The organism is Corallococcus sp. AS-1-6 (genome assembly GCF_020037015.1).
Lineage (GTDB): Bacteria > Myxococcota > Myxococcia > Myxococcales > Myxococcaceae > Corallococcus.
This window is the reverse complement of sequence record NZ_JAIQDE010000008.1, coordinates 143,041-168,365: the sequence shown is the minus strand read 5'-3', so window position 1 is coordinate 168,365 and position 25,325 is coordinate 143,041. Positions and strand designations below refer to the sequence as shown.

At 70.3% G+C, this 25,325-nt stretch carries 24 protein-coding genes; 12 read left to right on the top strand and 12 right to left on the bottom strand.

Annotated elements, in window-relative coordinates:
• Positions 1-11: 11 nt before the first annotated feature.
• Positions 12-572, top strand: coding sequence for a glutathione peroxidase (locus K8612_RS13780; protein ID WP_223742970.1), 561 nt, complete (start codon positions 12-14; stop codon positions 570-572).
• A gap of 130 nt (positions 573-702) precedes the next feature.
• The gene (locus K8612_RS13775) at positions 703-1,848 is read left to right on the top strand and encodes a chemotaxis protein (protein ID WP_223762579.1); all 1,146 of its coding nucleotides are present in this window, start codon (positions 703-705) and stop codon (positions 1,846-1,848) included.
• Positions 1,849-1,854: 6 nt separating this feature from the next.
• Here K8612_RS13775 and K8612_RS13770 read toward each other — a convergent pair whose 3' ends face one another.
• From K8612_RS13770 to K8612_RS13750, 5 genes are all read right to left on the bottom strand, one after another.
• Entirely contained in the window at positions 1,855-2,430 is a 576-nt protein-coding gene (locus K8612_RS13770) for a DUF4136 domain-containing protein (protein WP_223762578.1), read from the bottom strand.
• Positions 2,431-2,558: 128 nt separating this feature from the next.
• Positions 2,559-3,056 carry a hypothetical protein gene (locus K8612_RS13765; RefSeq protein WP_370639972.1) on the bottom strand — a complete coding sequence of 166 codons (498 nt, stop codon included), beginning with the start codon at positions 3,054-3,056 and terminating at the stop codon, positions 2,559-2,561.
• Positions 3,053-3,595 carry a zf-HC2 domain-containing protein gene (locus K8612_RS13760; protein ID WP_223762577.1) on the bottom strand — a complete coding sequence of 181 codons (543 nt, stop codon included), beginning with the start codon at positions 3,593-3,595 and terminating at the stop codon, positions 3,053-3,055. The genes K8612_RS13765 and K8612_RS13760 overlap by 4 nt, the downstream gene beginning before the upstream one ends.
• Entirely contained in the window at positions 3,595-4,167 is a 573-nt protein-coding gene (locus K8612_RS13755) for a sigma-70 family RNA polymerase sigma factor (RefSeq protein ID WP_223742974.1), read from the bottom strand. Before K8612_RS13755 ends, K8612_RS13760 begins: the two co-directional genes overlap by 1 nt.
• A gap of 150 nt (positions 4,168-4,317) precedes the next feature.
• Entirely contained in the window at positions 4,318-4,794 is a 477-nt protein-coding gene (locus K8612_RS13750) for a peroxiredoxin (RefSeq protein ID WP_223742975.1), read from the bottom strand.
• 122 nt (positions 4,795-4,916) lie between these two features.
• On the opposite strand from K8612_RS13750, the gene K8612_RS13745 reads away from it, so the two are divergent.
• From K8612_RS13745 to K8612_RS13730, 4 genes are all read left to right on the top strand, one after another.
• A complete protein-coding gene (locus K8612_RS13745) occupies positions 4,917-6,086 on the top strand; it encodes a YcaO-like family protein (RefSeq protein WP_223762576.1) in 1,170 nt (389 codons plus the stop codon).
• A gap of 248 nt (positions 6,087-6,334) precedes the next feature.
• Positions 6,335-7,504: a TfuA-like protein gene (locus K8612_RS13740; protein WP_223762575.1), complete on the top strand. Its 1,170-nt coding sequence runs from the start codon at positions 6,335-6,337 to the stop codon at positions 7,502-7,504.
• Positions 7,505-7,883: 379 nt separating this feature from the next.
• Positions 7,884-9,758 carry a serine/threonine-protein kinase gene (locus tag K8612_RS13735; RefSeq protein WP_223762574.1) on the top strand — a complete coding sequence of 625 codons (1,875 nt, stop codon included), beginning with the start codon at positions 7,884-7,886 and terminating at the stop codon, positions 9,756-9,758.
• 122 nt (positions 9,759-9,880) lie between these two features.
• Positions 9,881-10,789, top strand: a complete 909-nt coding sequence (locus tag K8612_RS13730) for a DUF2381 family protein (RefSeq protein WP_223762573.1) — start codon at positions 9,881-9,883, stop codon at positions 10,787-10,789.
• 14 nt (positions 10,790-10,803) lie between these two features.
• Here K8612_RS13730 and K8612_RS13725 read toward each other — a convergent pair whose 3' ends face one another.
• A complete protein-coding gene (locus K8612_RS13725; protein WP_223762572.1) occupies positions 10,804-11,661 on the bottom strand; it encodes a DUF3396 domain-containing protein in 858 nt (285 codons plus the stop codon).
• A gap of 44 nt (positions 11,662-11,705) precedes the next feature.
• Entirely contained in the window at positions 11,706-12,497 is a 792-nt protein-coding gene (locus K8612_RS13720; protein WP_223762571.1) for a hypothetical protein, read from the bottom strand.
• Positions 12,498-12,557: 60 nt separating this feature from the next.
• Here K8612_RS13720 and K8612_RS13715 point away from each other — a divergent pair, with 60 nt between their 5' ends.
• The gene (locus tag K8612_RS13715; RefSeq protein WP_223762570.1) at positions 12,558-13,331 is read left to right on the top strand and encodes a DNA methyltransferase; all 774 of its coding nucleotides are present in this window, start codon (positions 12,558-12,560) and stop codon (positions 13,329-13,331) included.
• Here K8612_RS13715 and K8612_RS13710 read toward each other — a convergent pair.
• Positions 13,310-13,948 carry a hypothetical protein gene (locus K8612_RS13710; protein ID WP_223762569.1) on the bottom strand — a complete coding sequence of 213 codons (639 nt, stop codon included), beginning with the start codon at positions 13,946-13,948 and terminating at the stop codon, positions 13,310-13,312. The two genes, K8612_RS13715 and K8612_RS13710, sit on opposite strands and share 22 nt — an antisense overlap.
• 71 nt (positions 13,949-14,019) lie before the next feature.
• Here K8612_RS13710 and K8612_RS13705 point away from each other — a divergent pair, with 71 nt between their 5' ends.
• The 3 genes from K8612_RS13705 to K8612_RS13695 all read left to right on the top strand — a co-directional run bounded on the left by K8612_RS13705 (position 14,020) and on the right by K8612_RS13695 (position 17,821).
• Entirely contained in the window at positions 14,020-15,297 is a 1,278-nt protein-coding gene (locus K8612_RS13705) for a dicarboxylate/amino acid:cation symporter (protein WP_223762568.1), read from the top strand.
• 75 nt (positions 15,298-15,372) lie between these two features.
• The gene (locus K8612_RS13700; RefSeq protein ID WP_223744192.1) at positions 15,373-15,855 is read left to right on the top strand and encodes a peptidylprolyl isomerase; all 483 of its coding nucleotides are present in this window, start codon (positions 15,373-15,375) and stop codon (positions 15,853-15,855) included.
• A 70-nt stretch (positions 15,856-15,925) separates the two neighbouring features.
• On the top strand, positions 15,926-17,821 hold the full coding sequence (locus K8612_RS13695) for an OPT family oligopeptide transporter (protein WP_223762567.1): 1,896 nt from the start codon (positions 15,926-15,928) through the stop codon (positions 17,819-17,821).
• A gap of 17 nt (positions 17,822-17,838) precedes the next feature.
• Here K8612_RS13695 and K8612_RS13690 read toward each other — a convergent pair whose 3' ends face one another.
• The 3 genes from K8612_RS13690 to fusA form a co-directional block, all read right to left on the bottom strand.
• Positions 17,839-18,753, bottom strand: a complete 915-nt coding sequence (locus K8612_RS13690) for a flagellar motor protein MotB (RefSeq protein WP_223744194.1) — start codon at positions 18,751-18,753, stop codon at positions 17,839-17,841.
• A gap of 110 nt (positions 18,754-18,863) precedes the next feature.
• Positions 18,864-20,804, bottom strand: a complete 1,941-nt coding sequence (locus K8612_RS13685) for an ABC-F family ATP-binding cassette domain-containing protein (RefSeq protein WP_223762566.1) — start codon at positions 20,802-20,804, stop codon at positions 18,864-18,866.
• A gap of 102 nt (positions 20,805-20,906) precedes the next feature.
• Positions 20,907-23,024, bottom strand: coding sequence for an elongation factor G (gene fusA / locus K8612_RS13680; RefSeq protein WP_223744196.1), 2,118 nt, complete (start codon positions 23,022-23,024; stop codon positions 20,907-20,909).
• Positions 23,025-23,180: 156 nt separating this feature from the next.
• On the opposite strand from fusA, the gene K8612_RS13675 reads away from it, so the two are divergent.
• The gene (locus K8612_RS13675; RefSeq protein WP_120548854.1) at positions 23,181-23,543 is read left to right on the top strand and encodes a nuclear transport factor 2 family protein; all 363 of its coding nucleotides are present in this window, start codon (positions 23,181-23,183) and stop codon (positions 23,541-23,543) included.
• Between the two features lie 10 nt (positions 23,544-23,553).
• Positions 23,554-23,886 (top strand): hypothetical protein, encoded by a 333-nt coding sequence (locus K8612_RS13670; protein ID WP_223762565.1) that lies wholly within the window; start codon positions 23,554-23,556, stop codon positions 23,884-23,886.
• A 13-nt stretch (positions 23,887-23,899) separates the two neighbouring features.
• On the opposite strand, the gene sthA is transcribed toward K8612_RS13670, so the two are convergent.
• Positions 23,900-25,303 carry a Si-specific NAD(P)(+) transhydrogenase gene (gene sthA, locus K8612_RS13665; RefSeq protein ID WP_223744199.1) on the bottom strand — a complete coding sequence of 468 codons (1,404 nt, stop codon included), beginning with the start codon at positions 25,301-25,303 and terminating at the stop codon, positions 23,900-23,902.
• Positions 25,304-25,325 lie beyond the last annotated feature (22 nt).

Sequence of the window (25,325 nt, the reverse complement as noted above, 5' to 3'; positions counted from 1 at the left end):
CTGCGCACGCCATGAGAACCTCCCTGCTGTGCACCGTCGCGACGGTGCTCTCCCTCTCCACGGCGGCCTCCGCCGCGGACAAGACCGAGAAGAAAGCCATGTCCTTCCACCAGCTCTCCGCCAACCGGCTCGACGGAAAGCCCGAGAAGCTGTCGGACTTCCAGGGCAAGGTCGCCCTCGTCGTGAACACCGCGTCCGAGTGCGGCTACACGCCGCAGTACAAGGGCCTCCAGGCGCTCTACGACAGCTACAAGGACAAGGGCGTGGTCGTCCTGGGCTTCCCGTCCAACGACTTCGGCGGGCAGGAGCCGGGCACCTCCGAGCAGATCGCGAAGTTCTGCGAGCTGCGCTTCAAGGTCTCCTTCCCCATGTTCGAGAAGGTGAAGACGAAGGGCGAGGGCCAGTCCCCCGTCTACGCGTTCCTCGCCAGGGACCACGGCGAGCCCAAGTGGAACTTCCACAAGTACGTGGTGGGCAAGGACGGCCAGGTGAAGGCCGCCTTCCCCAGCAGCGTCACGCCGGACAGCCCGGAGCTGAAGGCCGCCATCGACAAGGCGCTCGCGGAGAAGTGACATCGGCGCGGGAGCGCGCGCATCCGGCGATGCGCGCGCCCCGGGCTCACCGTCGGGCCCATGACGGTGGCGTCACCCCCGGGCCCTGCTCGGCGGCGGGGCAGGGCGTGCGCAGCTTGCGGGCCGGCCCATGGCTCCGGCTCCTTCCCCCGTCCGCGCGGTGACCGTGGTGCTGCTCGCGGCGCTGTGTGGTGGATGCGCGTCGCTGGAGCCCCAGCGCTCGGAGCTGGCCATGCGCGTGGGGCGCTCCGACCTATCCGTGGCGGTGATGCGCACGCGGGTGCGCGACCTGGCCCGGCGCTTCTCGGGACTCATCGAGGCCATGGCGGACGACCTGTCCGCGCGCTCGGGTTCACCGCACGTGGCCTCCGCCATGCTGCGCTTCAAGGCCAACGCGGTGCCCGCGGTGCAGAGCGCGCTCTTCCAGCCGGATCCGGTGGCCGCCCTCATCGACACCTGGGCGCTGCTGGCCCAGCTCGAGAACTCGCTGCCGCACGCCGCCGAGGGCGCATCGCCGGAGCTGCTGGCGCAAGCCCATGGCTCGCTGGTGGCGCTGGAGTCCGAGGTGGAGGCCGAGTGGCGCGAGGTCACCGGCCGCGAGGACGCGACCCAGACCCGCGACAGGGTGCACGCCTGGGCCGCGGCGCATCCGCTGACCGGGCCGCTCGTCACGCGCGTGTCCACCGCGGCCCTGCTGGCCTCCCTCACGGATGTGACGGGCGGAGGCCTGCGCTCCACGGCCGCGGGCCTGGTCGAGGACACGCGCGACCTCACCGCGCGCGTGGACCTCTACGCGACCAGCCTGCCCCGGCAGGCGCGCTGGCAGGCGGAGCTGGTCGCGATGGATGCCCTGCGGGCCCCCACCGTCCAGGCCGCGCTGGCGGAGCTGGGGCGCACGGTGGACCTGCTGGACCGGGTGGGCGCCCTGGCCGCGAGCTCGCCCACGCTCATCGAACGCGAGCGCCGCGCGGTGCTGGACGCGCTGCACGCCGAACGCCTGGGCCTCCAGGACTTCGCCACCGGCGAGCGGCAGGCGGTGCTCGCGGACGTGGGCCGCGAGAGACAGGCCGTGCTGGACGCGCTGCACGCCGAGCGCGTGGCCACGCTCCAGCAGTTGGACGGCCTTGCGCGCGGCTGGGTGGACCACGCGTTCGACCGGCTGGGCCCGCTGGTGGACCGCGTGTTCCTCTGGCTCACGCTGCTGGTGGTGCTGCTGGGCGCGGGAGGCCTGCTGGGGGGCCTGCTGCTCACGAGGGCGTGGCGGCGCGCGCGCTGAAGGCGCCTACTTCTTCTCCTCCAGCTTGGGCGGGAACTTCTCCAGCATCTTGTTCACGCCCTTCTCGATCTTCTCGCCGTTGCCCTGGGCGCTCGGGCTGTCGCCCAGGTTCGCCTGGGCCGTGCCGCGCCAGACGAGCTTCTTCTCGTTCGCGTCCACCACGTCGAGGATGAGCGTGCCCACGTCGTACTGGCGCACGTACGTCTGCGAGGGCCCGTAGTACGAACCCCAGAAGGGATCCCACGGGTAGCCCCAGTAGTTGTCCACCGTCTCCGCGGACAGCCGCGTGTCGATGGCGCCCTGCCAGCCGACGAGGAAGTCCGGGTTCGCGCTCGCATCCACCTTCTGGTAGCCGCGGGACTGGAGGTCGCGGTCCACCGCCCCCGTCACCTGGGCATTGGTGATGTCGTTGTTGATGCGCGAGTCGTTCCCCTGCTGCGGATGCGACAGCCACGCATAGGTGTGGAAATCATTGATGCGCTGGACGGCGGCGGGGTCGTAGTTGGTGCCGACATCGACGCCCGCGCAGGACGCGAGCCCCAGGCCCACGAGCACGGGAAGAACACGGGACAGCAGACGCATGGCGGACTCCGGAAGGAGGGGGGTCCCTTGGGGGAAGGGACACGGTCAACGCCACGACGTTGGGTATGGCCTCCGGGGATGACCGCCCGTGCCCGCCCGTCCGCCTCCGACTCGGGGGAGGGGCGGCCTCAGTCGCCGCGCGATTCCTTCGGTCCCCTGGCCTTCAGCCCCTTCAGGCTCTCCGAGCGGGCCATGAGCACGGCCAGCCGGGCGCGCTTCTCCGGGGACAGGTCCTTGGCGAGCGCCTGGTACAGCTCCCGGTCCAGCGCGGCGATCTGCGCGCGGGCGTCGAAGACCTTCTGCGCCGCCGCGTCCACCTGACCCAGCGCCGCGCTGTCCCCCCGCGACGCCAGGTGGAGGATGCGCGCCGAGTCCCGCACCTGCTCACGCAGCGGGCGGCGCCGGTCCTCGAAGCGGCGCAGCGTCTCATCCATCTTCAGGGCCTGCGCGCTGTCCAGCTCCAGCGTGTCCGCCAGCTCCAGCACCTGCCGCAGCCGGTGCCGCTGCTCGGCCCGGGCCATGCGGTCGGCGTCGCGCGCCCCTGGCTCCCGGGGCCCGGGCTGCGCCAGCGCCAGCATGGGCAGCGCGAACACGAGCCCCCAGGTCATCCGCTTCATCGTCTTCACAGTGTCTCTCCCAGGTCGAAGTCCCCGTCCAGGCCGGGGTCGTCCCACGACAGGTCCTCGTCCAGGCCGTACCCCGAGCCTTCGTCCTCCAGCGGCTCCAACCCGGCCCACGCCTCGAAGGCGGCAAGCGTCTCCGGGTCCACGTCGTCGCGGGCGCTCACGGACGGCTGCGCGGCGGCCGGCGTCTTCACCGGGTGGGGTGCCTTGAGCCGCTCCAGCGCGGAGGGCCCCAGCATCAGCGCCACCACTGCCGCCACGGCCGCGAGCGACCCCAGCGCCCGGCGGCCCATGCCCCGGCGCGTCTGCTCCCGGCGCCAGGCCGCCAGGGTCCTGGCCCCCAGGCCCTCCTGCGCGCGCACCTCCACGGGCGTCTGGGGCGGCAGCGCCACCAGGCCCAGCAGCTCGCGAGCGGAGGCCACCTCCGCCTGACAGGCCGCGCAGGACTCCAGGTGGGCCTGGAAGCGCGCGGCCTCCTCGCCCTCCAGCGCCTCCGCGGCGTGGAGGCTCGCCTGCTCCTCGTATTCCACGCACGCACCCATCACCGCGTCTCCCCGGCCACGTCGGCCTTCAAGCGTTTCACCGCGTGGTGGAACTGCACCTTCGCGTTGTTCTCCGTGATGCCCAGCGTCTCGGCGATGTCCTTGAACGGCAGCCCGCCGTCCACCCGCAGCGTCAGCACCTCGCGCTGACGGCGGGGCAGGGCCAGCACCGCCTGGCGCACCCGTTGGCCCTGCTGGGTGCGCTCCAGCGACGCGTCCGCGCCCTCGCTCATGTCCGCCGCCACGTCATCCGTCACCGGCTCCACCAGCACCGGCCGCCACCGCAGCCCCTGGCGCGCGTGGTTCTTCGCCAGGTTGAGCGCCACCCGCACCAGCCACGAGCGGAACGGCGTGGGCGTGGCGGGCGTGAAGCGCGCGAACACCCGCCGCGATGCTTCCAGGGCCCGGAGGAACGCCTGCTGCGTCAGGTCCGCCGCGTCCTCCGCGCTCACGGTGTAGCGGCGCATCAGCGAGAAGACGAGGCCCCGGTGCCGTTCGAAGAGCTGGCCGAACGCCGTCGCGTCCCCCGCGAGGAAGGCCCCGCACAGGGCCTCGTCCGAGAGAGCGCTCACGGCCCCACCGGGCCGCACCAGTCCTAGGACCCGTCCGCTCACAGGGGCTTGAACCCTCCAGGGGCCGGAAGGTTATTTTCCGGCCCGTTTTTCGCCCCCAGGGATGTGCGCGGGACGTCCGGTACCGGGCAGGCGGGCGGGCGCGAGGCCTCAGGCGGAGGCGGTGTCGCCGCCCGGGGTGGGGTGGGCCTGGAGGTACTTCAGCACGTCGTCCAGGTGGCGGTAGACGCGCACCTCGTGGTGGATGACGTGCTCGACGACGCCGTCCGCGCCGATGATGAAGGTGACGCGCCGGTCGATGTTGAGGACCGGCCACAGCACGCCCCAGGCGCGGCTGATCCGCCGCTCCTCGTCTCCCAGGAGGGCGAAGTGGATGCCCTCCTGCTCCGCGAAGTCGCACTGGGTGGTGAGCGTGTCCACGGAGACGCCGACGAGCTCGGCGCCCAGGGCGCGGATCCGCTCGTGGTTGTCCCTGAAGGCGCGGTTCTCGATGGTGCAGCCCACGGTGAAGGCGCGAGGGAAGAAGAAGAGCACGACGCGCCGGCCTCGCAGCTCCGACAGGCGCACGGTCTGACCGTGGCAGTCGGTCGCGGCGAAGTCCGGTGCGGGTTCTCCGACGGCAATCATTCGATGCGCGCTCCATCCCGAGACGGCGGGGCCGCCCTTCCCCTACCACGTTTTCCCCGCCATCCCATGCCGCGCCGCGCCGGGTGTCCGCTCCCCGGAGAATCTGGCTAAGGTGACCCATCGTGTCGCCTGCCTCGACGGACCCTGTCCCCCCCGCATTTCTCGATGCCCTGGCCCGTGCCCTGGGGGTGACCCGGGTCGCCCGGGTGACCGGCCTGGACCGCACCGGCGTGGAGGTCGCCTGCGCGGTGCGTCCAGGTGGGCACGTGCTCCAGGTCTGTAATGGCAAGGGGTTGACGTTCGAGGCCGCGGCCCGGGGCGCCCTCTTCGAGACCGCGGAGCTGTGGGCGGCGGAGACGGTGCGGCCGGAGCGGCTGCGCTGGGGCTCCCGGACGGAGCTGGAGCGGGAGGGCGACGCGGTCTGGGGCGTGGAGGCGCTCGGGTCGGCGGGTGCGGTGGTGGCGCCGAGGCTCGCGGGGCCGGCGGTGCGGCTGGCGTGGTGCGAGGCGCGGACGCTGGACGGGGGCGAGCGGGTCTGGGTGCCGGCGCAGGGGGTGTACTGCCCGCCATCGGGAACGGTGGAGCTGGGGCCGGTGTCGGTGGCGTGGACGACGAATGGCTCCGGCGCGCATCCGGAGTCGGAGCCGGCGCTGCTGCACGCGCTGCTGGAGGCCACGGAGCGGGATCAGCTCTCGAGGGCGCTGCCGGAGGGGTGGTCGGAGGAGGGCGTGGTGGAGCGGATGCTGCGGCCGGAGGCCCTGGAGGACGGGGCGCCGCGCACGGCCGCGCTGAGGGACGCGCTGGGGGCCCAGGGGTTCCGGGCGTACCTCTTCGATGTGACGCCCGCGCCCCGGACGCGGGGGAGGGTGGGGCTGCCCGTGGCGGCGGCGGTGCTGGTGGACGCGGACGAGGGACCGGTGCCGCTCACGGCGGGTTATGCGTGCGCGATGGACCGGGACGAGGCGTTGCTGAAGGCCTTGCTGGAGGCCGCGCAGTCGCGGCTGACGGACATCCACGGAGCCCGTGAGGACGTGGCGGCGGCGGACCGCGAGGCGGCGCTGGGGTTCGCGCAGGCCCTGTCGGAGGTGAGGCCCCGCCGAGCGGTGGACGCGATGCCGGACGTGGCGGACCGGCGCGCGAGGACCCACGCGGCGAAGGTGCGCACGGTGTTGTCGCTGCTGGGCGAGTCAGGATTCACCAGGGTGGCGGGAGTGGCGCTGGACGCACCGCTGCCCGGGCTGCACGTGTGGAAGGTCGTGGTGCCGGGCATGCGCGTGTCGGAGCTCCTGTGAAGCGGCGGTCAGGTGTGAAGGGTGCCGGGGGCCAGGGCGTCCCGGCTGACGCGAGCAGGCCCGCGCGTGCAGGAGCGCGCGTGAAGCGCAGCGGTACCGGGCCCACGGAGCCAGGAGCCCCGGCAGCCGGGACCGACGCGGGGCGTGCGCGTGCAGGGGCCCGCGTGAAGCGCAGCGGTACTGGCACCATGGCGCCCGGTGCCCTGGCAGCCGGGACCGACGCAGGGCCCGCGCGTGGCGGGGCCCGCGTGAAGCGCCGGCCGGACGACCTGGTGGTGTTCCTGGGACCTTCGTTGCCCGCGGCGGAGGCGCGGCGGATCGCGCCGTGCACGGTGTTGCCTCCCGCGCGGCAGGGGGACGTGTGGCGGGCGCTGTCGCTCAAGCCCCGGGCGTTGGTGCTGGTGGACGGCGTCTTCGAGGCGCAGCCGTCCGTGTGGCACCACGAGCTGCTCGCGGCGCTGGAGGCCGGAGTGGCCGTGTTTGGCGGAGGCAGCATGGGCGCGCTGCGTGCCTCCGAGCTGTCCGAGCACGGCATGGTCGGCGTGGGCCGCATCTTCGGCTGGTATCGCGACGGCGTGGCGGTGGACGACGCGGAGGTGGCGCTGCTGCACGCGGACACCGAACACGGCTGGCGCCCCCTCACGGTGCCCCTGGTGAACGTGCGGCACGCGGCGGAGCTGGCGCGAAAGGCGCGCGTGCTGGGGCGCGCGGGGGCACAGGCCCTGGTGGACGCGGCCGCGGGCATCTTCTACCAGGAGCGCACCTGGACCCGGATCCGCGAGGCCGTGGAGCCCGCGTGGACCCGGCCCGTGCGCGACGCCTGGGACGCCTGGTTCGCGGGCGGCGTGGAGGACCTCAAGCGGCTGGACGCCATCGAGTGCGTGCGCGCGGGCGCGGAGTTCGTGAGCCGTGCGCCTCCGCCGCAACCTGGAGCGCGGCGCAATCCCTCGTCGCTGGTGCGGCGCCGGCGCCTGATGGAGGACGTGACGCGCGTGGGCTCGCGCGCCGTGGACTCCGGGCGCGTGATGGAGTTGCTGCGCGGCGCGCCGGATGCGGATGCATGGGCGGAGGCAGGCCTGCGGCGGGCGTTGCTCGCGGGCTGGGCGCGTTCGCTGGGGCTCGCCGCGACGGAGGAGGAGCTCGCCGCGGAGGAGGCCGCGTGGTGGACCGAGCGGAACGTTCGTGCCTCGCGCCGTGAGGGCTTCCTCGCCGCGAACGGGCTCGACGCGCTGGAGCTGCGCCGCCTGTGCGAAGCCCGCGCGCTGGAGCGCCTGGCCTTGCAGCACGCGTCGCGGCTCCTGCCGGATGGCCCTTCCTGGGACGAAGCCCTGGCCTCCGAGGCCCGCCTGGGAGGCCAGTGGGAGCAGGCCGCCCGCGCGCTGGCGGAAGCCGACGACACGGCCGACGAAGGCGGATAGCCGGCCCGAAGACGGGCCCCGCGCAATCCCAGACAGGGGATGCCGTCACATCCGGACAGGCTGAAAGCTGTTTCACGAACCTCAGGCTGCCTGGCGGGTTGGACGCCCGTTCAGGGGCGACCCCCCTGCTGCGTCACGAAAAAACGTGACAGCCCCGCAGGGCCAGATAGGGTCAACCCCGGAGGTTGTCCGCATTGAACACCGCTCCCTGGGTGGTTCCGCCAAGCAGGTCCGCGCCGTCGTCGGCCGGGCACGCTCGCGGATTGCGGGGAATCCGACCTCTGCGGTGGGGTGTGGCAGGGAAGTCGCCCTCGCCGGTCCTGAAACCCCGGGTGGCCGTCCCCACCTCCCAGGTTGTGTCACGGCATGAGTCAGAGGCATGAGCACACCGCTCCATCCGGACCAGCTTGAAGTCGGCCACCACGTCGGCCCTTGGCGAATCGTCGGGACGCTTGGCGCGGGAGGCTTCGGGCGGGTGTTCAAGGTGGAGCGGAGCGGGAATGTCTACGCGCTGAAGCTCGCGCTGCGCCCGGCGAACCAGCACGCCAGCGATGAAGAGGACGTCAACGGGCGGCTCGCGCGGGAGGTGGCGGCGCTGCTCGCGTGCGCGCCGCATCCCAACCTGCCGCGCGTGCACGCCGTGGATCGCTGGCCGGAGCCACCGGACGGCTATCTCTTCCACGTCACGGACTTCGTGGACGGCGAGACGTTCCACGAGTGGCGCTGGCGGGTGAAGCCCTCCGCCGCGCACCTGCTGACCGTCTACACGGAGGTCGTGCGGGTGGTGGCGGATCTCCACCGCAGGGGCGTGCATCACCGCGACCTCAAGTCGGACAACCTGCTGATCCGCCGCCTGGATGAGCGCCCCATCCTCATCGACCTGGGCACGGCGCGCATCCCGGGAGCCTCCACGCTGACCGTGGGCGTGGCGCCCGCGTCGCCGCACCTCCTGCCGCCCGAGTGCGTGACCTTCCTGCGCGAAGGCTCCTGGAAGTCCGGAGCGAACTTCGACGCGGGCATCCCGGGCGACCTGTACGCGCTGGGCGCGCTGCTCTACGAGTCCCTGACGGACGGCTACGCCTTCGACCCACGCCTTCCCTACGAACGGCTGCTGCCCGCCATCGAAACAGTGGTGCCGCGAGCGCCGAAGGACATCAACCCCAAGGTCCCCTCCAGCCTGTCGGACATCGCGATGCGGCTGCTCTCCAAGCGCCCCGAGGATCGCTACTCGGGGACGGAGACGCTGCTGCAGGCGCTCTGGGACGCCGCGAAGGACAAGCGCCACGCGGACTGGAAGGTCTCGCTGGACGTCCCCGCGGCTCCAGATGAGGCCGGGCTGGACCGGGGCGTCGTGTCGCTGTCCCAGTTCCCCGGGAACGCTCCGCCGCCGACGGCGCAACCCCGGGAGTCAGCGCCTCCGGAACCGTCCTTGCCCGCGCAGGCCGTCGAGCCGAAGCGGCGCCGTCGCAACGGCGCGGTGCTCGCCCTGGGCGCACTCCTGCTGGGCTTCTTGATCTTCGGGCTGGCGCGGCTGACGCCGGCCCGTCCTCCACCTGTTGTCGCGCCTGTGTCTGAGAAAGGAAGTCCGTCCGTGACACCAACCCCGAGTCTTCCCGATGCCGCCGTGCTCGCGGTGGCGTCTTCCCCGGATGCGGGTGTCTCCGCTGCGGTGGAGCCGACTCCGCCCGTGTCCACCGAGGTTGCGCCCCCCTCTGTGAAGCCCCTGCGAGCGGACGGCGGTGTCATGCGGAAGATCGCTGGAGCGGCCGTTGCGGCCTGCGTGGGCGCGTCATGCGCGGGCGGCAATGCCAACGCCCCCAGGGATCGGAGCGAACCGTGCCCGGCGGGGGCCAAGGAGGCCATGCTGGAGTTGAGGTCCGGCCACATGGCGTGGGACGGCCTCTGGCTGAAAGAGTCGCAGCGATTCGAGCTGGAAGTCCGTGAAGGACCCATCCAGGGCATCGTCCATAATGCGGCGGCGAGGCGCGGTGCCTTGCCGATAGGGACGGTCGTGAAGGGCCGCGCGGTGTTCGATCCGCTGATCACCCGACTGCTCTTCACGCAGGCCATCCTACCTGACGGGAGGGTCTTCCCCATCTGCATGGAGTACTTCGACGTGGACGGCACTCAGATCGGCCATGCGGTGAACTCGGAAGGCTACAGTCCGGACACCCCCACGACCCGGTGGATCCCGAACCAGTTGTACGGTGTGGTTGGGGTCAAGCGGCTCAACATATACTACGAGCCCAGGTAGCAGGCACTTCGCCAGGTCGACGCCTACTCGTGGAGGTGGGTCATCCGCGAACGGCGGGTCCGCGTAAAGCCCCGTGATAGAAGGGAGCTTCTGTTGCCCCGGTTCGAGGAGCCCTCCCCACCGTGCCCTCCTGTCTGTTCGTCGCGCTTCCGGTTCTTCTCTGGTCGACCCATGTATTGGCGGCTCCTCCCGTTGCAAACGACGCGGTTGAGGGGACGCTCCGGATGGAAGTGGGAGCGGATGGCGTGGGGACGCGCCCCATCCACATCGGGCCAGGGGTGAGCACGACGCTCCTCTTCGATACCGACATCCAGCAGGACCAACTGAGCCTGGAGTCACGAGCCCAGTTCGCACGGGTGAGCACGGGCAGTTCCGTGCTCGTGCTCGTGCCATCCAATGACTTGCAGGGGGGAGGCAGCTTGAAGCTGTCCATTCCCTTCAAGGATGCGGGCTCGGCGCTTCCCTCCAGGTTGTTTTTGACCTTGGTGGTGGGTTCAGGCGCCGTGGATCGGCAGGTGGAGATCTACCGACGGGTGCGTTCCGCGGAGTCGTACCACCAGGAAGTGCAGCAACTTCGCGCGGAGATCGAGCGCTTGCGGCAGGAGCGCGTTTCCTCGGGCGGGAGCACGCGTGAGCCGATGGGGCTTCGGGGGCTCCTGATAGGCTCGACGTCACTTCCTGGCATTGGGATCAATAGAAAATGGGAGCCCGCCAACTGCAGGCGCCCGTGTTCATTCCAGATGGACAGGGGCGCGGCGTTCACGTCAGGCCCGAGGCGAGCCGTGCAGATGGTGCTGCGAACGGCCGACAAGAAGCCGTGGACCATCGGGAGGGCCGTGCTGGTGGACCGGAGGGGAAGGGAGTGGCAATCCTTTCCGCCCTTTCAGACCGGCCCCATTGCCGCCGAGTCCGAGGCGACATTGATTCTGGAGTTCGATGTGAACAACGCGGAGCTGGAGGGCTATCAACTGATCGTCACGGATGTAGATGGCATCCGGACGGTGCATTGGAGTGGCGTCAACTTCCCCTGAGCCCGAAGCCCCGCTCAGTCCAGGAACCGGCGCTCCCATCGACGCTGGCCTTCGGTGTCTCGCCAGGGGCGGGAGTCGCCCTGGAAGTACAGCCAGGGCTCCAGGGCGCGGGCCAGCTCACGGTAGGCCGGTAGCACAGGGCTCTGCGTCACGTCTCCCGCGTCGGGTTCACTTCCCAGGGTGATGACCGCACGCTTACCGGACAGTGACTGCACCGTCGTGCCAGGACTCTTGAGCCGTCCACGAAGGGCCTCCACGCCGCCCAGTTCCGTGAGCACCGGCGGCCCCAGGAAGTTCAGCCAATGGACACCGCGGATCCGGTCGCCCAGGTGCAGGGACGCGGACTCATCGGGAACATCCATTCCGGGATGGCGAAGGCGTTCGCGCTGGATCCATTGATCGACCTCCAGCAGTCCGAGCTCTGCGTTGAACGCAAGGCCCGCGTGCCCCGAGGCGAACGGGAGGTCCGCTGAGAGTTTCAGTGCCAGCTCGCGAACGGCGTCAGGCCCGTGTGACTCCAGGAACTCCGTGGGGAGCCAGAATGTGACGGTGCTCGACAGCCGCGACGCATCAGGGGACCCGGGGTTCTCCCTCCACTGGCCTTCATAGATGAACTGGTAATCGCCCACTCCGTTGACGTGATCCGCCAGATGGACATGGGCGAACCGGGAGGCGTGGAACTCCTGCTCCAGCAACGCCCGCCCCTCTTCATCCAATTCATGGAAGTCCCCCTCGTAGTCGCAATACCAATCCAGGGATGCCGGGGCGATGGCCTGCTGAAACACATGGAGGGTGTGTTCAATCCGCTGGGTGATGTCCCGGTGCGAATGCCTCAAGTAGAAGGCAATGCTGACGCCATCCCGGACCAACATGCCTCCGTGCCCTGCGCGAATCCGGACTTGGGGATGTGAGCGGTTCACTGCGATGCTCCAAGGATGGGGACGACGAGCCAGGGACGAATGCCCAGGACCTGCTCATACATCTGACCTTGCGTCTTCCCCTCATAGGGATGGTTGCGGGGATAGCGCCTCCAACTCGCGGGATTGCTGATGGGACACGGAAACTTGAAGTCGAAGGCAGCTTCGGGCTCCAACGGCTCTCCCAGATGGATGACGACATCCGGAATGATCGTGCCCAGAAGTTGGCCCGCCTGTCCGGACCGAAGCCACGCTTCCGCTTGCGCACGGGTGATCAACCGGAGCGCTCCCGTCTTCATGTCGTAGCCGTACCGCTGCTCCAGACTGAATCGACCTGGCCATTCCGCGGACAGGCGTGCCTGAACGCAGCGGAGGGCCACCTCGTGCTTCTCCCGGCCCAACTGCATGGCCCGGGTGATGGGTTTGCCCTCCGCATCCGTCCCGACCTGCTCCCCGCACTGCTGCGCCGTAGGCGTCTTGCCGTCGAGAAGTCGCAGGTTCACCTCTGAGTCCGCCTTGTCCGCGCACTCCTGCATGACTTCCCGAATACTGGCTCGGGCCGCCGCATCCATGACCTTCAGCGCCCCTGCCACGGACGCGCCGGCCTGCGCCGTGGTTCGAACACTCGCGGGCATGGCCGCGCAGTACGCGGGGTTGTGGCGGCACGCGTTCGTGCCCGAATCCAGCGTCTGTTGGTACTCCCGCCGCGTCTGGCTTCCGCCCGCGGACTGGCATCCGCAGAGCAGCAGCCAGCCCAGCACCGCCGCGATGTGACGAACCCGCATGGCCACCGAGCGTGCCAGAATCCCGGCACCCCCGTCCCCATGCCGGGTAGGGTGCGGCTCCACACGATGACCTCCGACCTCACGCCCGAATCCCTGCGCTGCGTCCGCGCCGATGCGCGCGAACCCGAGGGCTACCGGGCCGCCCTCGGCGACACCCGCGCCTCGTTGCTCCACACGGACCCGCCCTATTGCCTGCTCACCCGGCGCCGCAAGGGCGGGGACCTGCGCGACCCCCGCGCCAACAAGAAGATCGACCGCAACCCCATCGTCCGCTTCGAGTCCGTGCGCGACTACCGCGTCTTCTCCGAGGCCTGGCTCACCCGCGCCACCGCGCACCTCACCCCCGACGCGCCCCTCATCATCTGGACCAACCTGCTGGGCAAGGAGCCCATCCTCACCGCCGCGCACGGCCTGGGCTACACCCACCTGCGCGGCGAGTACGTCTGGGGCAAGCGCACCACCGACAAGAACGCCAACGAGCAGCTCCTGCGCGTCTACGAGGTCGCCCTCGTCATCGCCCGCTCGCCCGCGCCGCCGCTCGCCCCCGGGGACGCCCCCACCGTGTGGGCCGTCGTCGGCGGCTACGACGATGACGCGGAAGCCGCGCAGTGGGGCGGCCACCCGCACCACAAGCCCTTCTCCGTGCTGGAGCCCCTGGTCCGCACCTGGAGCCGCCCCGGCGACACCGTCCTGGATCCGTTCGCCGGCAGCGGCTCCATGCCGTCCGCCGCCCTGCGCCTGGGCCGCCGCCCCGCCTGCATGGAGGTCGAACCCGAGTGGGCCGAGCGCGTCACCCACCGCCTGCGGGAGACGGCCCGTCAGGTGGCCAGCGCCCGGTAGAAGCGCGTCTCGCTCCACGTGGGCACGTCCGTGGGGCGGTGGCCCCACCAGTTCATCACCAGCGTGCGCCGCTCGCGCGAAGGCCCCGGCAGCTTGCCGTCCGGCACCTGGTTGTCCGCGTCCAGCACCCCGTGCGTCAGCGTCCCGTCGAACACCACCAGCCGGTTGGGGCGCGGCGCCACCAGCGTCAGGTCCTCCATCCGCTCCGGCGCGAGCGACGGGTTGTCTTCACACGGCGGCTCCCGCGTCACCGCCAGCGCGCCGCCGCGCACCCGGTTGAGGAACAACACCGACGAGCGCACCGGGTGCACCAGCTTCCCCGTGGCCAACGCCAGCCGCTCGTCCCGGTCCTGGTGGAAGTCCACCCGCACGTCCGTGGCCCGCATCCGCGACAGCCACCACTCCACGCCAGCAATCTTCCAGCCCTTCGTCACCCGGGGCCGCAGCGTGTGGATGACCTCTTCCACCACGTTCTCCGGCGGCCCGAAGGCGTACCAGAACGTCGTCTGGTACGTGTGACGCAGGCGCTCTCCCTTCAGGTCCCCCACCCGGCGGGTCAGCCGTTGGAAGAGGGGCGGGGGCAGGGCGGGCTCGGTGAGCTGGACGAGGGATTGCACGATGGGGCGGGAGCTTTCCCCCGAACGCGAGGTGGGCGCCACCTCCTTTCACCGGTAGGCTTCGCCCCCTCATGAAGCCCCATCAGAAGATGCTCCTCGGGATTTCCATCGGCGCGGCGGCCGGGCTCGTCTGCAACGCCGTGTTCGGGAGCGCGGACTGGCTCACCTGGCTCGTCGAGCACGTCACCAACCCCCTGGGGCAGATCTTCATCCGCCTGCTCCTGATGCTCGTGGTGCCGCTGCTGTTCTCCGCGCTCGTCGTGGGCGTGGCGGAGCTGGACCTGAAGCAGGTGGGCCGCCTGGGCGCCCGCACCCTGGGCTACACCGTCGTCTTCTCCGTCATCTCCGTGCTCATCGGCCTGCTGCTCGTCAACACGCTGCGGCCCGGCGACGGCCTGAGCGACGAGGCCCGCGCCCTGGCCCGCACGGGCACGACCATCAAGCCCGCGCCGCCCCCCGGGGACACCACCGCGGGCGCGCTCTTCATGTCCATGGTGCCCACCAACCCGCTGAAGGCCGCGGCGGACGGGGACATGATCGGCCTCATCGTCTTCTCGCTCATCTTCGGGCTGGGCCTGGCGCTCACCCCGGGCGAGCCCGCGCAGCGGCTCAAGGACGTCATCCAGGGCCTCTACGACGTGATGATGAAGCTCATCGACGGGGTGCTCAAGCTGGCGCCCGTGGGCGTGGGCGCGCTGCTCTTCTCCATGACGGCGCGCCTGGGCTTCCACATCCTGGGACAGTTGGCGTCGTACGTGGGCGTGGTGCTCCTGGCGTTGGGCATCCACATGTTCGTCGTGTACTCGCTGTCCGTGCGCTTCCTGGGCGGCCGCAACCCGGTGGAGTTCTTCCGCTCCTGCCGGCTGGCCATCGTCACCGCGTTCTCCACGTCCTCCTCCAGCGCCACGCTGCCCACCGCCCTCAAGGTGGCGGAGGAGAACCTCAAGCTGCCGCGCAACGTGTCCCGCTTCGTGCTCACCGCCGGCTCCGCGATGAACCAGAACGGCACCGCGCTCTTCGAGGGCGTCACCGTCCTCTTCCTCGCGCAGGTGTACGGCGTGCAGTTGGACCTCACCCAGCAGGCGACCATCATGTTCATCTGCGTGCTGGCGGGCATTGGCACCGCGGGCGTGCCGGCGGGCTCCATCCCCGTCATCGCGATGATCCTCGGCATGTTCCACATCCCCGTGGAGGGGCTGGGCCTCATCCTCGGCGTGGACCGCTTCCTGGACATGTGTCGCACCGTGCTCAACGTCACCGGAGACCTGGCGGCCGCCGTGTACGTGTCTCGCGGCGAGCCCCCCGACCGGCCGGTCGGCGAGGAGGCGGCGCAGTCGCCCGCCGCCTGACGTGGCACCGCCCCGGCTCCACCTTTGAACGAAGTCCCATCCGCCGTCCTTCCGCATCCAAGGAGCTTTAGCCGCATGAAAGTCTCGAACGGCCGCGTCGTCGCACTCGACTACCGCCTCCACCTGGGGGACGGGCAGATCATCGACCAGAGCGGTCCGGGCCAGCCGCTCGCCTATCTGCATGGGCACAAGCAGATCGTCCCCGGCCTGGAGGGCGCGCTGGACGGCCTGGGCGTGGGGGAGAGCAAGCAGGTGGTGGTGACGCCGGAGCAGGGCTACGGCGTCCACAAGCCGGAGGGCGTGCGCAACGTCCCGCGCACCATGCTGCCCACCACCTACCTGCCCCAGGTGGGCGGCACGCTGATGGCCCAGACGGAGGACGGCGACGTCCCCCTGCGCATCATCGCCGTGAACCCGGACTCCGTGGTGGTGGACCTGAACCACCCGCTCGCCGGCAAGACGCTCCACTTCGACGTCACCGTGCGCGAAGTGCGTGACGCGACGCAGGAAGAGCTGGCGCACGGCCACGTCCACGGGCCGGGCGGCGCGCACGGGTAGTGCCTTTTCCCAGCCGGGAGTCACGGAGCGTTTCGTGACCCCGGGGGGCGTGCACTATCTTGCGCCCCCCATGGTTCCTCCCGTCCCGAACCCCAGCCAGCTCCGCGTCCCCGCGCCCGACCCCGGCGCCGTCCCCGAACGGCCCGGCGCCTCCGCGGCCATGGATCCGGAGCTGTACTGGCGGGAGCACGTCTACCAGGGCGGCGCGCGGCAGCTCACCGTGCGCGCCGTCATCGCGGGCATGCTCATTGGCGCGGTGATGTGCCTGTCCAACCTCTACGTCGTCCTCAAGACGGGCTGGAGCCTGGGCGTCACCATCACCGCGTGCATCCTGGCCTTCGCGGTGTTCGGCACGCTGCGCTCGCTGAAGCTGCTGAGCAACGAGTTCACCGACCTGGAGAACAACGCCATGGGCTCCGTGGCGTCCGCCGCGGGCTACATGACGGGCGGCGGCAACATGGCCGCGGTGCCCGCGCTGCTGATGCTCACCGGCACGCTGCCGTCCTCCGGCTGGCTGATGCTGTGGTTCGCCGTCATCTCCGCGCTGGGCGTCTTCGCCGCCATCCCCATCAAGCGCCAGCTCATCAACATCGAAGCGCTGCCGTTCCCCACCGGCACCGCCACCGCGGAGACCATCCGCGCGCTGCACGGCCACGGCGACGTGGCGCGCAACAAGGCGCGGCTGCTGGGCCTGTCGGGCCTGGTGGGCGCGTTCCTGGTGCTGGTGCGCGACGCGCGCTTCACCTGGCTGAAGAACCTGCCGGAGAAGGTGAGCCTGCCCTTCAACATCCTGGGCCGCGAGGCGGGCAAGTGGTCCCTGTCCTTCGACTTCAGCCTGCTGCTCATCGGCGCGGGCGCGCTGGTGAACTTCCGCACCGGCTGGTCCATGCTGCTGGGCGCCATCCTCAACTACGGCTTCCTGGCGCCGGCCATGTTCACCCAGGGCGTCATCCCGGAGGTGACGTACAAGGCCATCAACGGCTGGTCGCTGTGGACGGGCTCCGCGGTGCTGGTGTCCTCCGGCCTGCTGTCCTTCGCCTTCCAGTGGAGGAGCGTGGTGCGCTCCTTCTCCGCGCTGGGCTCGCTGGTGGGCAGGAAGCCCCAGGAGGGCGCGGGCGCGGATCCGCTGGCGGACATCGAGTGCCCGCCGGCCTGGTTCCCGCTGGGCTTCGCGCTGCTGGGCCCCGTGGCCGTCTTCCTCATGGCCTGGCTGTTCCAGATTCCCTGGTGGGCCGGCGTGCTCGCGCTGCCCCTGGCGGTGGTGATGGGCGTCGTCGCGTCGCGCGTGACGGGTGAGACGGACACCACGCCCACCAAGGCGCTGGGCCCCGTCACCCAGCTCATCTTCGGGGGGCTCGCGCCGGGCAACATCCCCGCCAACGTAATGAGCGCCAACGCCACGGGCGGCGTGGGCCTGCACTCGGCGGACCTGCTCACGGACCTCAAGTCCGGGTGGCTGCTGGGGGCGTCGCCGCGCCAGCAGTTCTTCGCGCAGTTGTTCGGCGTGGCCGCGGGCGCGGTGGTGGTGGTGCCCATCTTCAACCTGCTGGTGCCCACCGCGGACGTGCTGGGCTCCGAGCAGTTCCCCGCGCCGTCCTCCATGGTGTGGGCCGGCGTGTCGAAGATGCTCGCCTCCGGCATGTCCGCGCTGCACCCCACCGCGCGCATGGGCGCCCTGGCCGGCGCGCTGCTGGGCGTCACGCTGGTGCTGCTGGAGCGCTGGGCCCACCCGAAGGTGAAGGCCTTCATCCCCACCGCGTCCGGCCTGGGGCTGGCCATGGTCATCCCCGGCTCCAGCTCCATCAGCCTCTTCGTGGGCGCGGCGCTGGCGGCGCTGATCAAACGCCTGAAGCCGAAGCTCGCCGAGGACACGGTGCTGCCCGTCTCCTCCGGCTTCATCGCGGGCGAGAGCCTGTTGGGCATCGCCATCGCGATGGTGAAGGCCTTCGGCTTCATGCCGAAGTAGGGGACGGGCCCCCCGCGTCAGTCCACCTTGCTGGTGGCCCAGGACACGCCCGCGACGAAGCGGAAGGTGGGCGTGTCGAACCCCGCGCCCACGCCCGGGCCGCCCATCACGTACAGGTCCAGGCTGGACAGGGCGTGGCGGCGGATGGCGATGAGCAGCTCCGCCCCCACCCGGCCCCCGTCCAGCGGGATGCCCGTGAGCACGCTCACCTCGCCGCGCGTCGTCTCACCGTGGAGCGACGTCACCGTGGCGCCCAGCCGCAGCTCGTTGCCCGCGATGTCGCGCGGGTCGTAGGACACGGGGCCCAGGTCCTGGCGCTTGCGCAGGAAGACGCCGGCCTCGCCGCCCACCTGGAAGCCCTCGCCCACGTAGCCCAGTTGCAGGCGCGGCTGCCACGCGTAGTCCTCGTGCGCCTGCGCCTCCCGGCTGCCCACCGGCAGGCCCGCCGTCAGCGCCACCGCGAGGTTGATGGGGGCGCCCTTCGTCTGGCGCAGCAGCGCCGCCCGGGCCGTCAGCCACGGCGTGGCGAGCCCCCCCGTCTTCGGCCCGAAGTACTCCAGCGTGGGCTTTCCCCCCTGCGTCAGCACGAAGGGCAGCTCGCCGCCCAGCTCCAGCCACGACAGCACGCCGATGCCCACCGTCAGGTGGGCGGACATCTTGTTCTCCACCAGGCCCGTGCCCTCGCCGGGCTCCCAGCGCGTCTGGAAGTGCAGGGGCAACTGCTCGTAGTGGTAGTTCAACGCCACGCGCAGTTGCCCGGGCGCCAGCGTCCGTCCCGTCCCCACCACCAGCGAGCCCAGCGCCGCCGGATCCAGACGAAGGCGTTGCAGGTCGAACATGGGGAGCGGGCTCTTGGGGCCGCTCTCCAGGGCGTGGGCGGAGAAGGGGAGGGACAGCAGGGCAGCGGCGAGGACCGAGGCCGGACGAAACACGTGACGACTCCCGAGGCGGAGGGACGCGGACTCTAGCCAGAGTCCCCCGACCCGAAAATCATGCACGGGGCGCAGCGGATTGTGTCCTCCCCCACGAAAAGACTGGCAGCTCAGGCCGTGCCGGCCGCCAGGTCCTGCAATTCCTGCCATCGCGTATAGAGCCGATCCACTTTGGCGGTGGTGGCCTCCAGGGCCTGGTTCACCTCCGCCACCTTGGAGCCCTGGCTGTAGACGGCGGGGTCGGCCAGCTTCGCCTCCAGCTCCGCCTTGCGCTTCTCCGCGGCCTCGATGGTGGCCTCCATGCCGTCCAGCTCGCGCTGGTCCTTGTAGGAGAGCTTCCCGGGCTTCTTCGGCGCGGGCTTCTGGGCGGGCTCCTCGCGCGGCTCGTCCTTCTTCTGCTCGTCCTTCTTCTGCGCGGCGGCGGCCTTGAGCGCGGCGGCCTGCGACTGCTCGCGCAGCCGCTTGTACATGTCGTAGTTGCCCTCGTAGCGGGTGACCTTGCCCTCGCCGTCGAAGGAGAGGATGGCGGTGGCCACCTTGTCGAGGAAGTACCGGTCGTGCGTCACCAGCAGGGTGCTGCCGGCGAAGTCCAGGAGCAGGCGCTCCAGGATGTTGAGCGTGACGATGTCCAGGTCGTTGGTGGGCTCGTCCAGCACCAGCACGTTGGCGCCTTCCAGGAAGAGCCGCGCCAGCAGCAGCCGGTTGCGCTCGCCGCCCGACAGCGCGCCCACCTTCATGCGCTGCATGGGCACCGGGAAGAGCAGGTCCTCCAGGTAGTCGCGCAGGGCCACCTTCCGGTCCGCCAGCTCCACGTGGTCCTCGCCGTTGGAGGCCGCGTCGTACACCGTCTGCTCCGGGTCCAACTGGGCGCGCTGCTGATCGTAGTAGGCGACCTTGGTGTTCTTCCCGATGACGAGCTTGCCGCTGTCCGCGGGGATCTCCCCCAGCAGCACGCGCAGGAAGGTCGTCTTGCCCACGCCGTTGGGGCCCAGGAAGCCCACGCGCTCGCCGCGCTGGAGGCGGAAGTCCACGCCGTCCAGCACCTTGCGCTCGCCGAAGGACTTCCTCAGCCCCTCGGCCTCGATGACGGTGTGTCCCAGCCGTGGCGCCGCCACCACCTTCAGGTCCGCCACCTTGGGGCGCTGGAAGCCCTTCTCCGCCAGCAGCTTCTGCGCCCTTTCGATGCGGGCCTTGCTCTTGGTTCGCCGCGCCTCCGGGCCCTTGCGCAGCCACGCCACCTCCTGGGCAATCCAGCGTCCGCGCTTGTGCTCCGCGACCTCAGCGTTCTCCTGGGCCACGAGCTTCTGCTCCACATAGGCCGCGTAGTTGCCGGGGTAGGAGACGAGGCCGCCGCCGGGCTGGATCTCCACGATGCGGTCCACCAGGTCGTCCAGGAAGTAGCGGTCGTGCGTGACGAGCAGCAGCGCCCCGGGCAGCTTGTCCAGCTCGTCCTCCAGCCAGTCCACGGTGTCCGCGTCCAGGTGGTTGGTGGGCTCGTCCAGCAGCAGCAGGTCCGGGCGCGTGAGCAGCGCGCGCGCGATGGCCACGCGCTTCCTCAGACCGCCCGACAACTGGGCCACGGGCCGGTCCCAGTCCTTCACGCCCAGCCGGTCGAGCAGCGTCTTCGCGTGGTGCTCCGTGTCCCAGCCGCCCGCCTGCTCGATGCGGTCGCTCAGGGCGGACAACTGCTCCAGCATCTTCGGGGTGGCGTGCGCGGGGTCCGCCTCCAGCTTCCGGGACAGCTCCGCGTGCGCGTCCAGCGCCTCCTTCAGCGGCGCCTGGGACACGGCGAGCTCGCTGGCCACGGTGGCGCCCTCGGGGAACTCCGGCTCCTGGGGCAGGTAGGTGACGCGCGCGCCCCGGCGCAGTTGCAGCTCGCCCAGGTCCGGCTTCGCCGCGCCGGCCAATATCTTCATCAGGGACGACTTGCCGGAGCCGTTGACGCCCACGAGGCCCACGCGCTCACCCTCCTCGATGGTGAAGGTGAGGCCCTCGAAGACGGTGCGGCTGCCGAAGGCGAGCTGGACGTTGGCGGCGCGAAGCAGCGTCACGGAAAGGAACCTTTCGAAAAGGGGAGGGGAAAAGCGAAAGGGCGCCCCCCACTTGAAGCGGGGAGCGCCCTTCCTACAGCCAGTGCGGCGTGGGCACCCGGACTACTTGCGGGCGGCCTGCTCCGCGGCCTGCTTCTCCTTGTACTGCGCCATCAGGGCCTCCGCCTCGTTGCGGGGGACCGGCAGGTACTTGGCGAACTCCATCGTGAACTCGCCCTTGCCCTGGGTGGCGGAGCGCAGGTCGGTGGAGTAGCCGAACATCGTGTTCAGCGGCACTTCCGCCACGGCCGTGACGTAGCCCTCGGCCGTGCCCGTCTCCAGGATGGTGCCGCGGCGCTGGTTGAGCTGGCCGACGACGGAACCCTGGAAGTCTTCCGGAGCCGTGACCTCCACCTTCATGATCGGCTCGAGGATGACCGGCTTGGCGGCGGCGTAGCCCTCGCGGAAGCCCATGATGGCGGCCGTCTTGAACGCCATTTCGGACGAGTCCACCGCGTGGAACGCGCCGTCGTTGATGACCACGCGCAGGCCCACCACGGGGAAGCCGATGAGGCTGCCCTTCTTCACGGCTTCCTGGAAGCCCTTGTCGCACGCGGGGATGAACTCGCGCGGGATGGAGCCACCGACGATGTCGTCCACGAACTCGTACTGCTGCACCGCGTCCGCGGGCAGGGGCTCCACGTAGCCGCACACGCGCGCGAACTGACCCGAACCACCGGTCTGCTTCTTGTGCGTGTACGCGAACTCGCCCTTCTGGGAGATGGTCTCGCGGTACGCCACCTGCGGCTTACCGGCGACCACCTCGCAGTTGTACTCGCGCTTCATGCGCTCGATGTAGATCTCCAGGTGGAGCTCGCCCATGCCGCTGATGATGGTCTGCGCGGACTCTTCGTCACGGCGCACGCGGAAGGTGGGGTCTTCCTTGTGGAAGCGGTTGAGCGCCTTGGAGAAGTTCGCCAGCGTGTCGCGGTTCTTCGGCGTCACCGCCAGCGAGATCACGGCGTCCGGCACGAACATGGACGTCATCGTGTACTGCACGGTGCCGTCGGTGAACGTGTCGCCGGAGGCGCACTCGATGCCGAACAGCGCGACGATGTCGCCGGCCGTGGCCTCGTTGACGTCGTGCATTTCCGACGCGTGCATGCGGACGATGCGCGGAACCTTGACCTTCTTCTGGTTCACCTGGTTGATGATGAAGTCGCCCTTGCTCACCTTGCCCTGGTACACGCGCATGTAGGTGAGCTGGCCGTAGCGACCGTCTTCCAGCTTGAACGCCAGGCCGACGAAGGGCTTGGTCGGGTCCGACTCCAGGATGACCTTGGCCTCGTTGTTCTTCTGGTCGAGCGCCTCGTTGGTCGCTTCCTTGGGGTTGGGCAGGTAGCTGCACACCGCGTTCAGGAGCAACTGCACGCCCTTGTTCTTGTACGCGGAGCCGCACATCACCGGCGTCATCTTCAGCGCGATGGTGGCGCGGCGCACGGCGGCGCGGAGCTGCTCCTCGGTGATGGAGCCCGGGTCCATCAGGAAGGCCTCGCCCAGCTCGTCGTCGACGTTGGCGATGCCCTCGATCATCTCGTCACGGCGCAGCTTGGCCTCGTCCAGCATGTCCGCCGGGATGGCCTCCTCGCGGATGTTCTCGCCGTTCTCGCCGTCGAAGTAGAACGCCTTCATCGAGAGCAGGTCGATGAGGCCCTGGAAGCGGTCCTCCGCGCCGATGGGGTACTGGAGCTTCACGGCGTGGTGGCCCAGCTTCTCCTTCAACTGCGCGGCGACGCGATCATAGTTCGCGCCCGAGCGGTCCATCTTGTTGATGAACGCGATGCGCGGAACCTTGTAGCGCTTCATCTGGCGGTCCACCGTGATGGACTGCGACTGCACGCCCGACACGGAGCAGAGCACCAGGATGGCGCCATCGAGGACGCGGAGCGCGCGCTCCACCTCGATGGTGAAGTCCACGTGTCCCGGGGTGTCGATGAGGTTGATGTTGTAGTCGCCCCACATCGCGTACGTGGCGGCGGACTGGATGGTGATGCCCTTCTCACGCTCCAGGTCCATCGAGTCCATGACCGCGCCCACGCCGTCCTTGCCGCGGACCTCGTGGATCTCGTGGATCTTGCCCGTGTAGAACAGGATGCGCTCGGACAGCGTCGTCTTGCCCGAGTCGATGTGGGCGGAGATACCGATGTTACGAATCTTCTCGATGGGTACGTTGGAGGCCACGATCCGGTCCTTCTTCGATTGAAAAAATTGCCTGAGGGAACAGAGCAGGCGGGGCCCTTACTTCCCACAGGACCCAGTTACCAGACAAATCCGCATGACGTAGGGCGTACATCCGCCTACGTTCCACCGCCCTGTTCCGACTGAGGTCTCATAACAATGAGCGCGAGCGAAAACTTCTCCCTGGCCCGAGCCTGGCTCAAGGCCTTCAACGCCCACGACGTCACCGCCCTGGTCTCGCTCTACGCGGAGGATGCAACACACACCTCGCCCAAGATTCGTGTCCTGCACCCGGAGACGGGCGGGCGTCTGGTGGGCCGGCCGGCCCTGGAGCGGTGGTGGAGGGACGCCATCGCCCGGCTGCCGGGCCTGCGCTACGAGGAGACGGCCCTCACGGCGGACGGGGACCGGGTGTTCATGGAGTACCTGCGCCACGCGCCCAATGAGGCCCCCCTGCCGGTGGCGGAGGTGCTGGAGGTGAAGGGCGGGCGCATCGTCGCGTCACGCGTCTACCACGGCTAAGGTGCCCCCCATGGCGACCCCCAATTTCGACCGGGACTTCGGGTACCTGCTGCCCTTCATGGACAAGGTGGCGGCGGCCGCCTCGGACCTGCCGGACGCGGCCGCCCGCGAGGAGCTGGTGCGGCTGGTGGCGGAGGAGAAGGTCCGCTGGGAGCGGATCCGCTCGCTGCTCCAGGGCGCCCCGGGACAGGCCGGGGGGGCCAAGGCTCCGGCCTCCCAGCCCCCCAGGGCCGCGCCGCCCGCCGCCGCGCCCGCGCTGGCCCGGGTGTCCTCGGACGGGGTGAACCGGGTGGCCCCCCGCGAGGCGGGCCTCACGGTGGGCAGCCTCAAGGACTCGCGCTAGCGGCCGCGGTGGATCAGGCGCTGCTCACGCGGACCTGATCCAACGCGTCGTAGGTGGCGGCCTTGTAGGCCTCCGACAGCGTCGGGTAGTTGAAGCAGGTCTCCACGAAGAGCTGCGCGGTGGAGCCGGTGAGCAGCGCGGTGAGCCCCACGTGCACCAGCTCCGAGGCCTGCTCGCCCAGCACGTGCACGCCCAGGAGCTTCAGGTCGTCGCGGTGGAAGAGCAGCTTCAGCAGCCCCTGCTTCTCCCCGATGATCTGCCCGCGCGGGTTGGTGTCGAAGGTGGCGCGGCCGACGACGTAGGGGATGCTCCGCGCGCGCAGCGACTCCTCCGAGTCGCCGGCCATGGACACCTCCGGGATGGTGTAGATGCCGTAGGGCAGGATGGGCGTGAGCGTGCGCTTGCCCGGGCCGAACGCGTGCTCCACCGCGATGCGGGCCTGCTCCATGGACGTGGAGGCCAGGGCGGGGAAGCCGATGACGTCCCCCACCGCGTAGATGTGGGGCACGGCCGTCTGGTACGCGAGCCCCACTTCAATCTGGCCGCGCTTGCCCTGCTTCACGCCCAGCGCCTCGATGTTCAGGCCCGCGGTGTTCGCGGTGCGGCCGGAGGCGACCAGCACCTGGTCCGCCTCCAGCACCTCGCCGGTGGACAGCTTCAGGCGGATGGGCTCCTCGTGGGACTCGGGGACGTGCGCGGACTCCACCGTCTGGCCCAGGCGCAGCCGCACGCCCAGCGTCTCCATGCAGTCGCGCAGGCGCTGGCCAATCTCCGCGTCCAGGAAGGCCAGCAGGTCGTGCTTCACCTCCACCAGCGTCACCGGGATGCCCAGCGCGGCGAACATGCACGCGTACTCGCAGCCGATGACGCCGCCGCCCACCACCACCAGCGTGCGGGGCAGGGTGGTGATGTCCAGGATCTCGTCCGAGTCGTGCACCCGAGGGTCGCCGAAGGGGTACATCGGCGGGCGGTACGGCGTGGAACCGGTGGCGATGAGGACGGTGCCGGCGGTGAGCCGGGCCACCTCCGCGCCGTCGCGCTTCACCGCGACGGTGTGCGCGTCCACGAAGGCGCCGGAGCCCTGGAACAGCGCCACGCCATGGCGCTGGAGGTTCTTGTGGATGCGCTCGCGCTCCATCTGCTTCACGCGGCGCTCGCGGAAGAGGAAGTCGGAGACGGTGGCCTCGTGGCGCAGCGTCGCGTCCACGCTGTAGAGGCCGCGCGCCTTGAAGCCGGACAGGTGCAGCGCCGTCTCGCGCAGCGTCTTGGAGGGGAGGGTGCCGGTGTTGGCCGCGGTGCCGCCGAGCACCAACTCCCGCTCCACCACCGCCACCCGCTTCCCCGCGAGCGAGGCCTGCACCGCGCCCCATTCTCCCGCGGGGCCTGAGCCGATGACCACCAGGTCGAAGTCCGCCATGGGCCCACCCTATCCCCAGCCC

Coding starts and splice junctions, on each gene's coding strand:
- K8612_RS13780 (WP_223742970.1), top strand. CDS start 12: ATGAGAACCTCCCTGCTGTGCACCGTCGCGACGGTGCTCTCCCTCTCC.
- K8612_RS13775 (WP_223762579.1), top strand. CDS start 703: ATGGCTCCGGCTCCTTCCCCCGTCCGCGCGGTGACCGTGGTGCTGCTC.
- K8612_RS13770 (WP_223762578.1), bottom strand. CDS start 2,430: ATGCGTCTGCTGTCCCGTGTTCTTCCCGTGCTCGTGGGCCTGGGGCTC.
- K8612_RS13760 (WP_223762577.1), bottom strand. CDS start 3,595: ATGGGTGCGTGCGTGGAATACGAGGAGCAGGCGAGCCTCCACGCCGCG.
- K8612_RS13750 (WP_223742975.1), bottom strand. CDS start 4,794: ATGATTGCCGTCGGAGAACCCGCACCGGACTTCGCCGCGACCGACTGC.
- K8612_RS13735 (WP_223762574.1), top strand. CDS start 7,884: ATGAGCACACCGCTCCATCCGGACCAGCTTGAAGTCGGCCACCACGTC.
- K8612_RS13725 (WP_223762572.1), bottom strand. CDS start 11,661: ATGTTGGTCCGGGATGGCGTCAGCATTGCCTTCTACTTGAGGCATTCG.
- K8612_RS13715 (WP_223762570.1), top strand. CDS start 12,558: ATGACCTCCGACCTCACGCCCGAATCCCTGCGCTGCGTCCGCGCCGAT.
- K8612_RS13705 (WP_223762568.1), top strand. CDS start 14,020: ATGAAGCCCCATCAGAAGATGCTCCTCGGGATTTCCATCGGCGCGGCG.
- K8612_RS13700 (WP_223744192.1), top strand. CDS start 15,373: ATGAAAGTCTCGAACGGCCGCGTCGTCGCACTCGACTACCGCCTCCAC.
- K8612_RS13695 (WP_223762567.1), top strand. CDS start 15,926: ATGGTTCCTCCCGTCCCGAACCCCAGCCAGCTCCGCGTCCCCGCGCCC.
- K8612_RS13675 (WP_120548854.1), top strand. CDS start 23,181: ATGAGCGCGAGCGAAAACTTCTCCCTGGCCCGAGCCTGGCTCAAGGCC.
- K8612_RS13670 (WP_223762565.1), top strand. CDS start 23,554: ATGGCGACCCCCAATTTCGACCGGGACTTCGGGTACCTGCTGCCCTTC.
- sthA (WP_223744199.1), bottom strand. CDS start 25,303: ATGGCGGACTTCGACCTGGTGGTCATCGGCTCAGGCCCCGCGGGAGAA.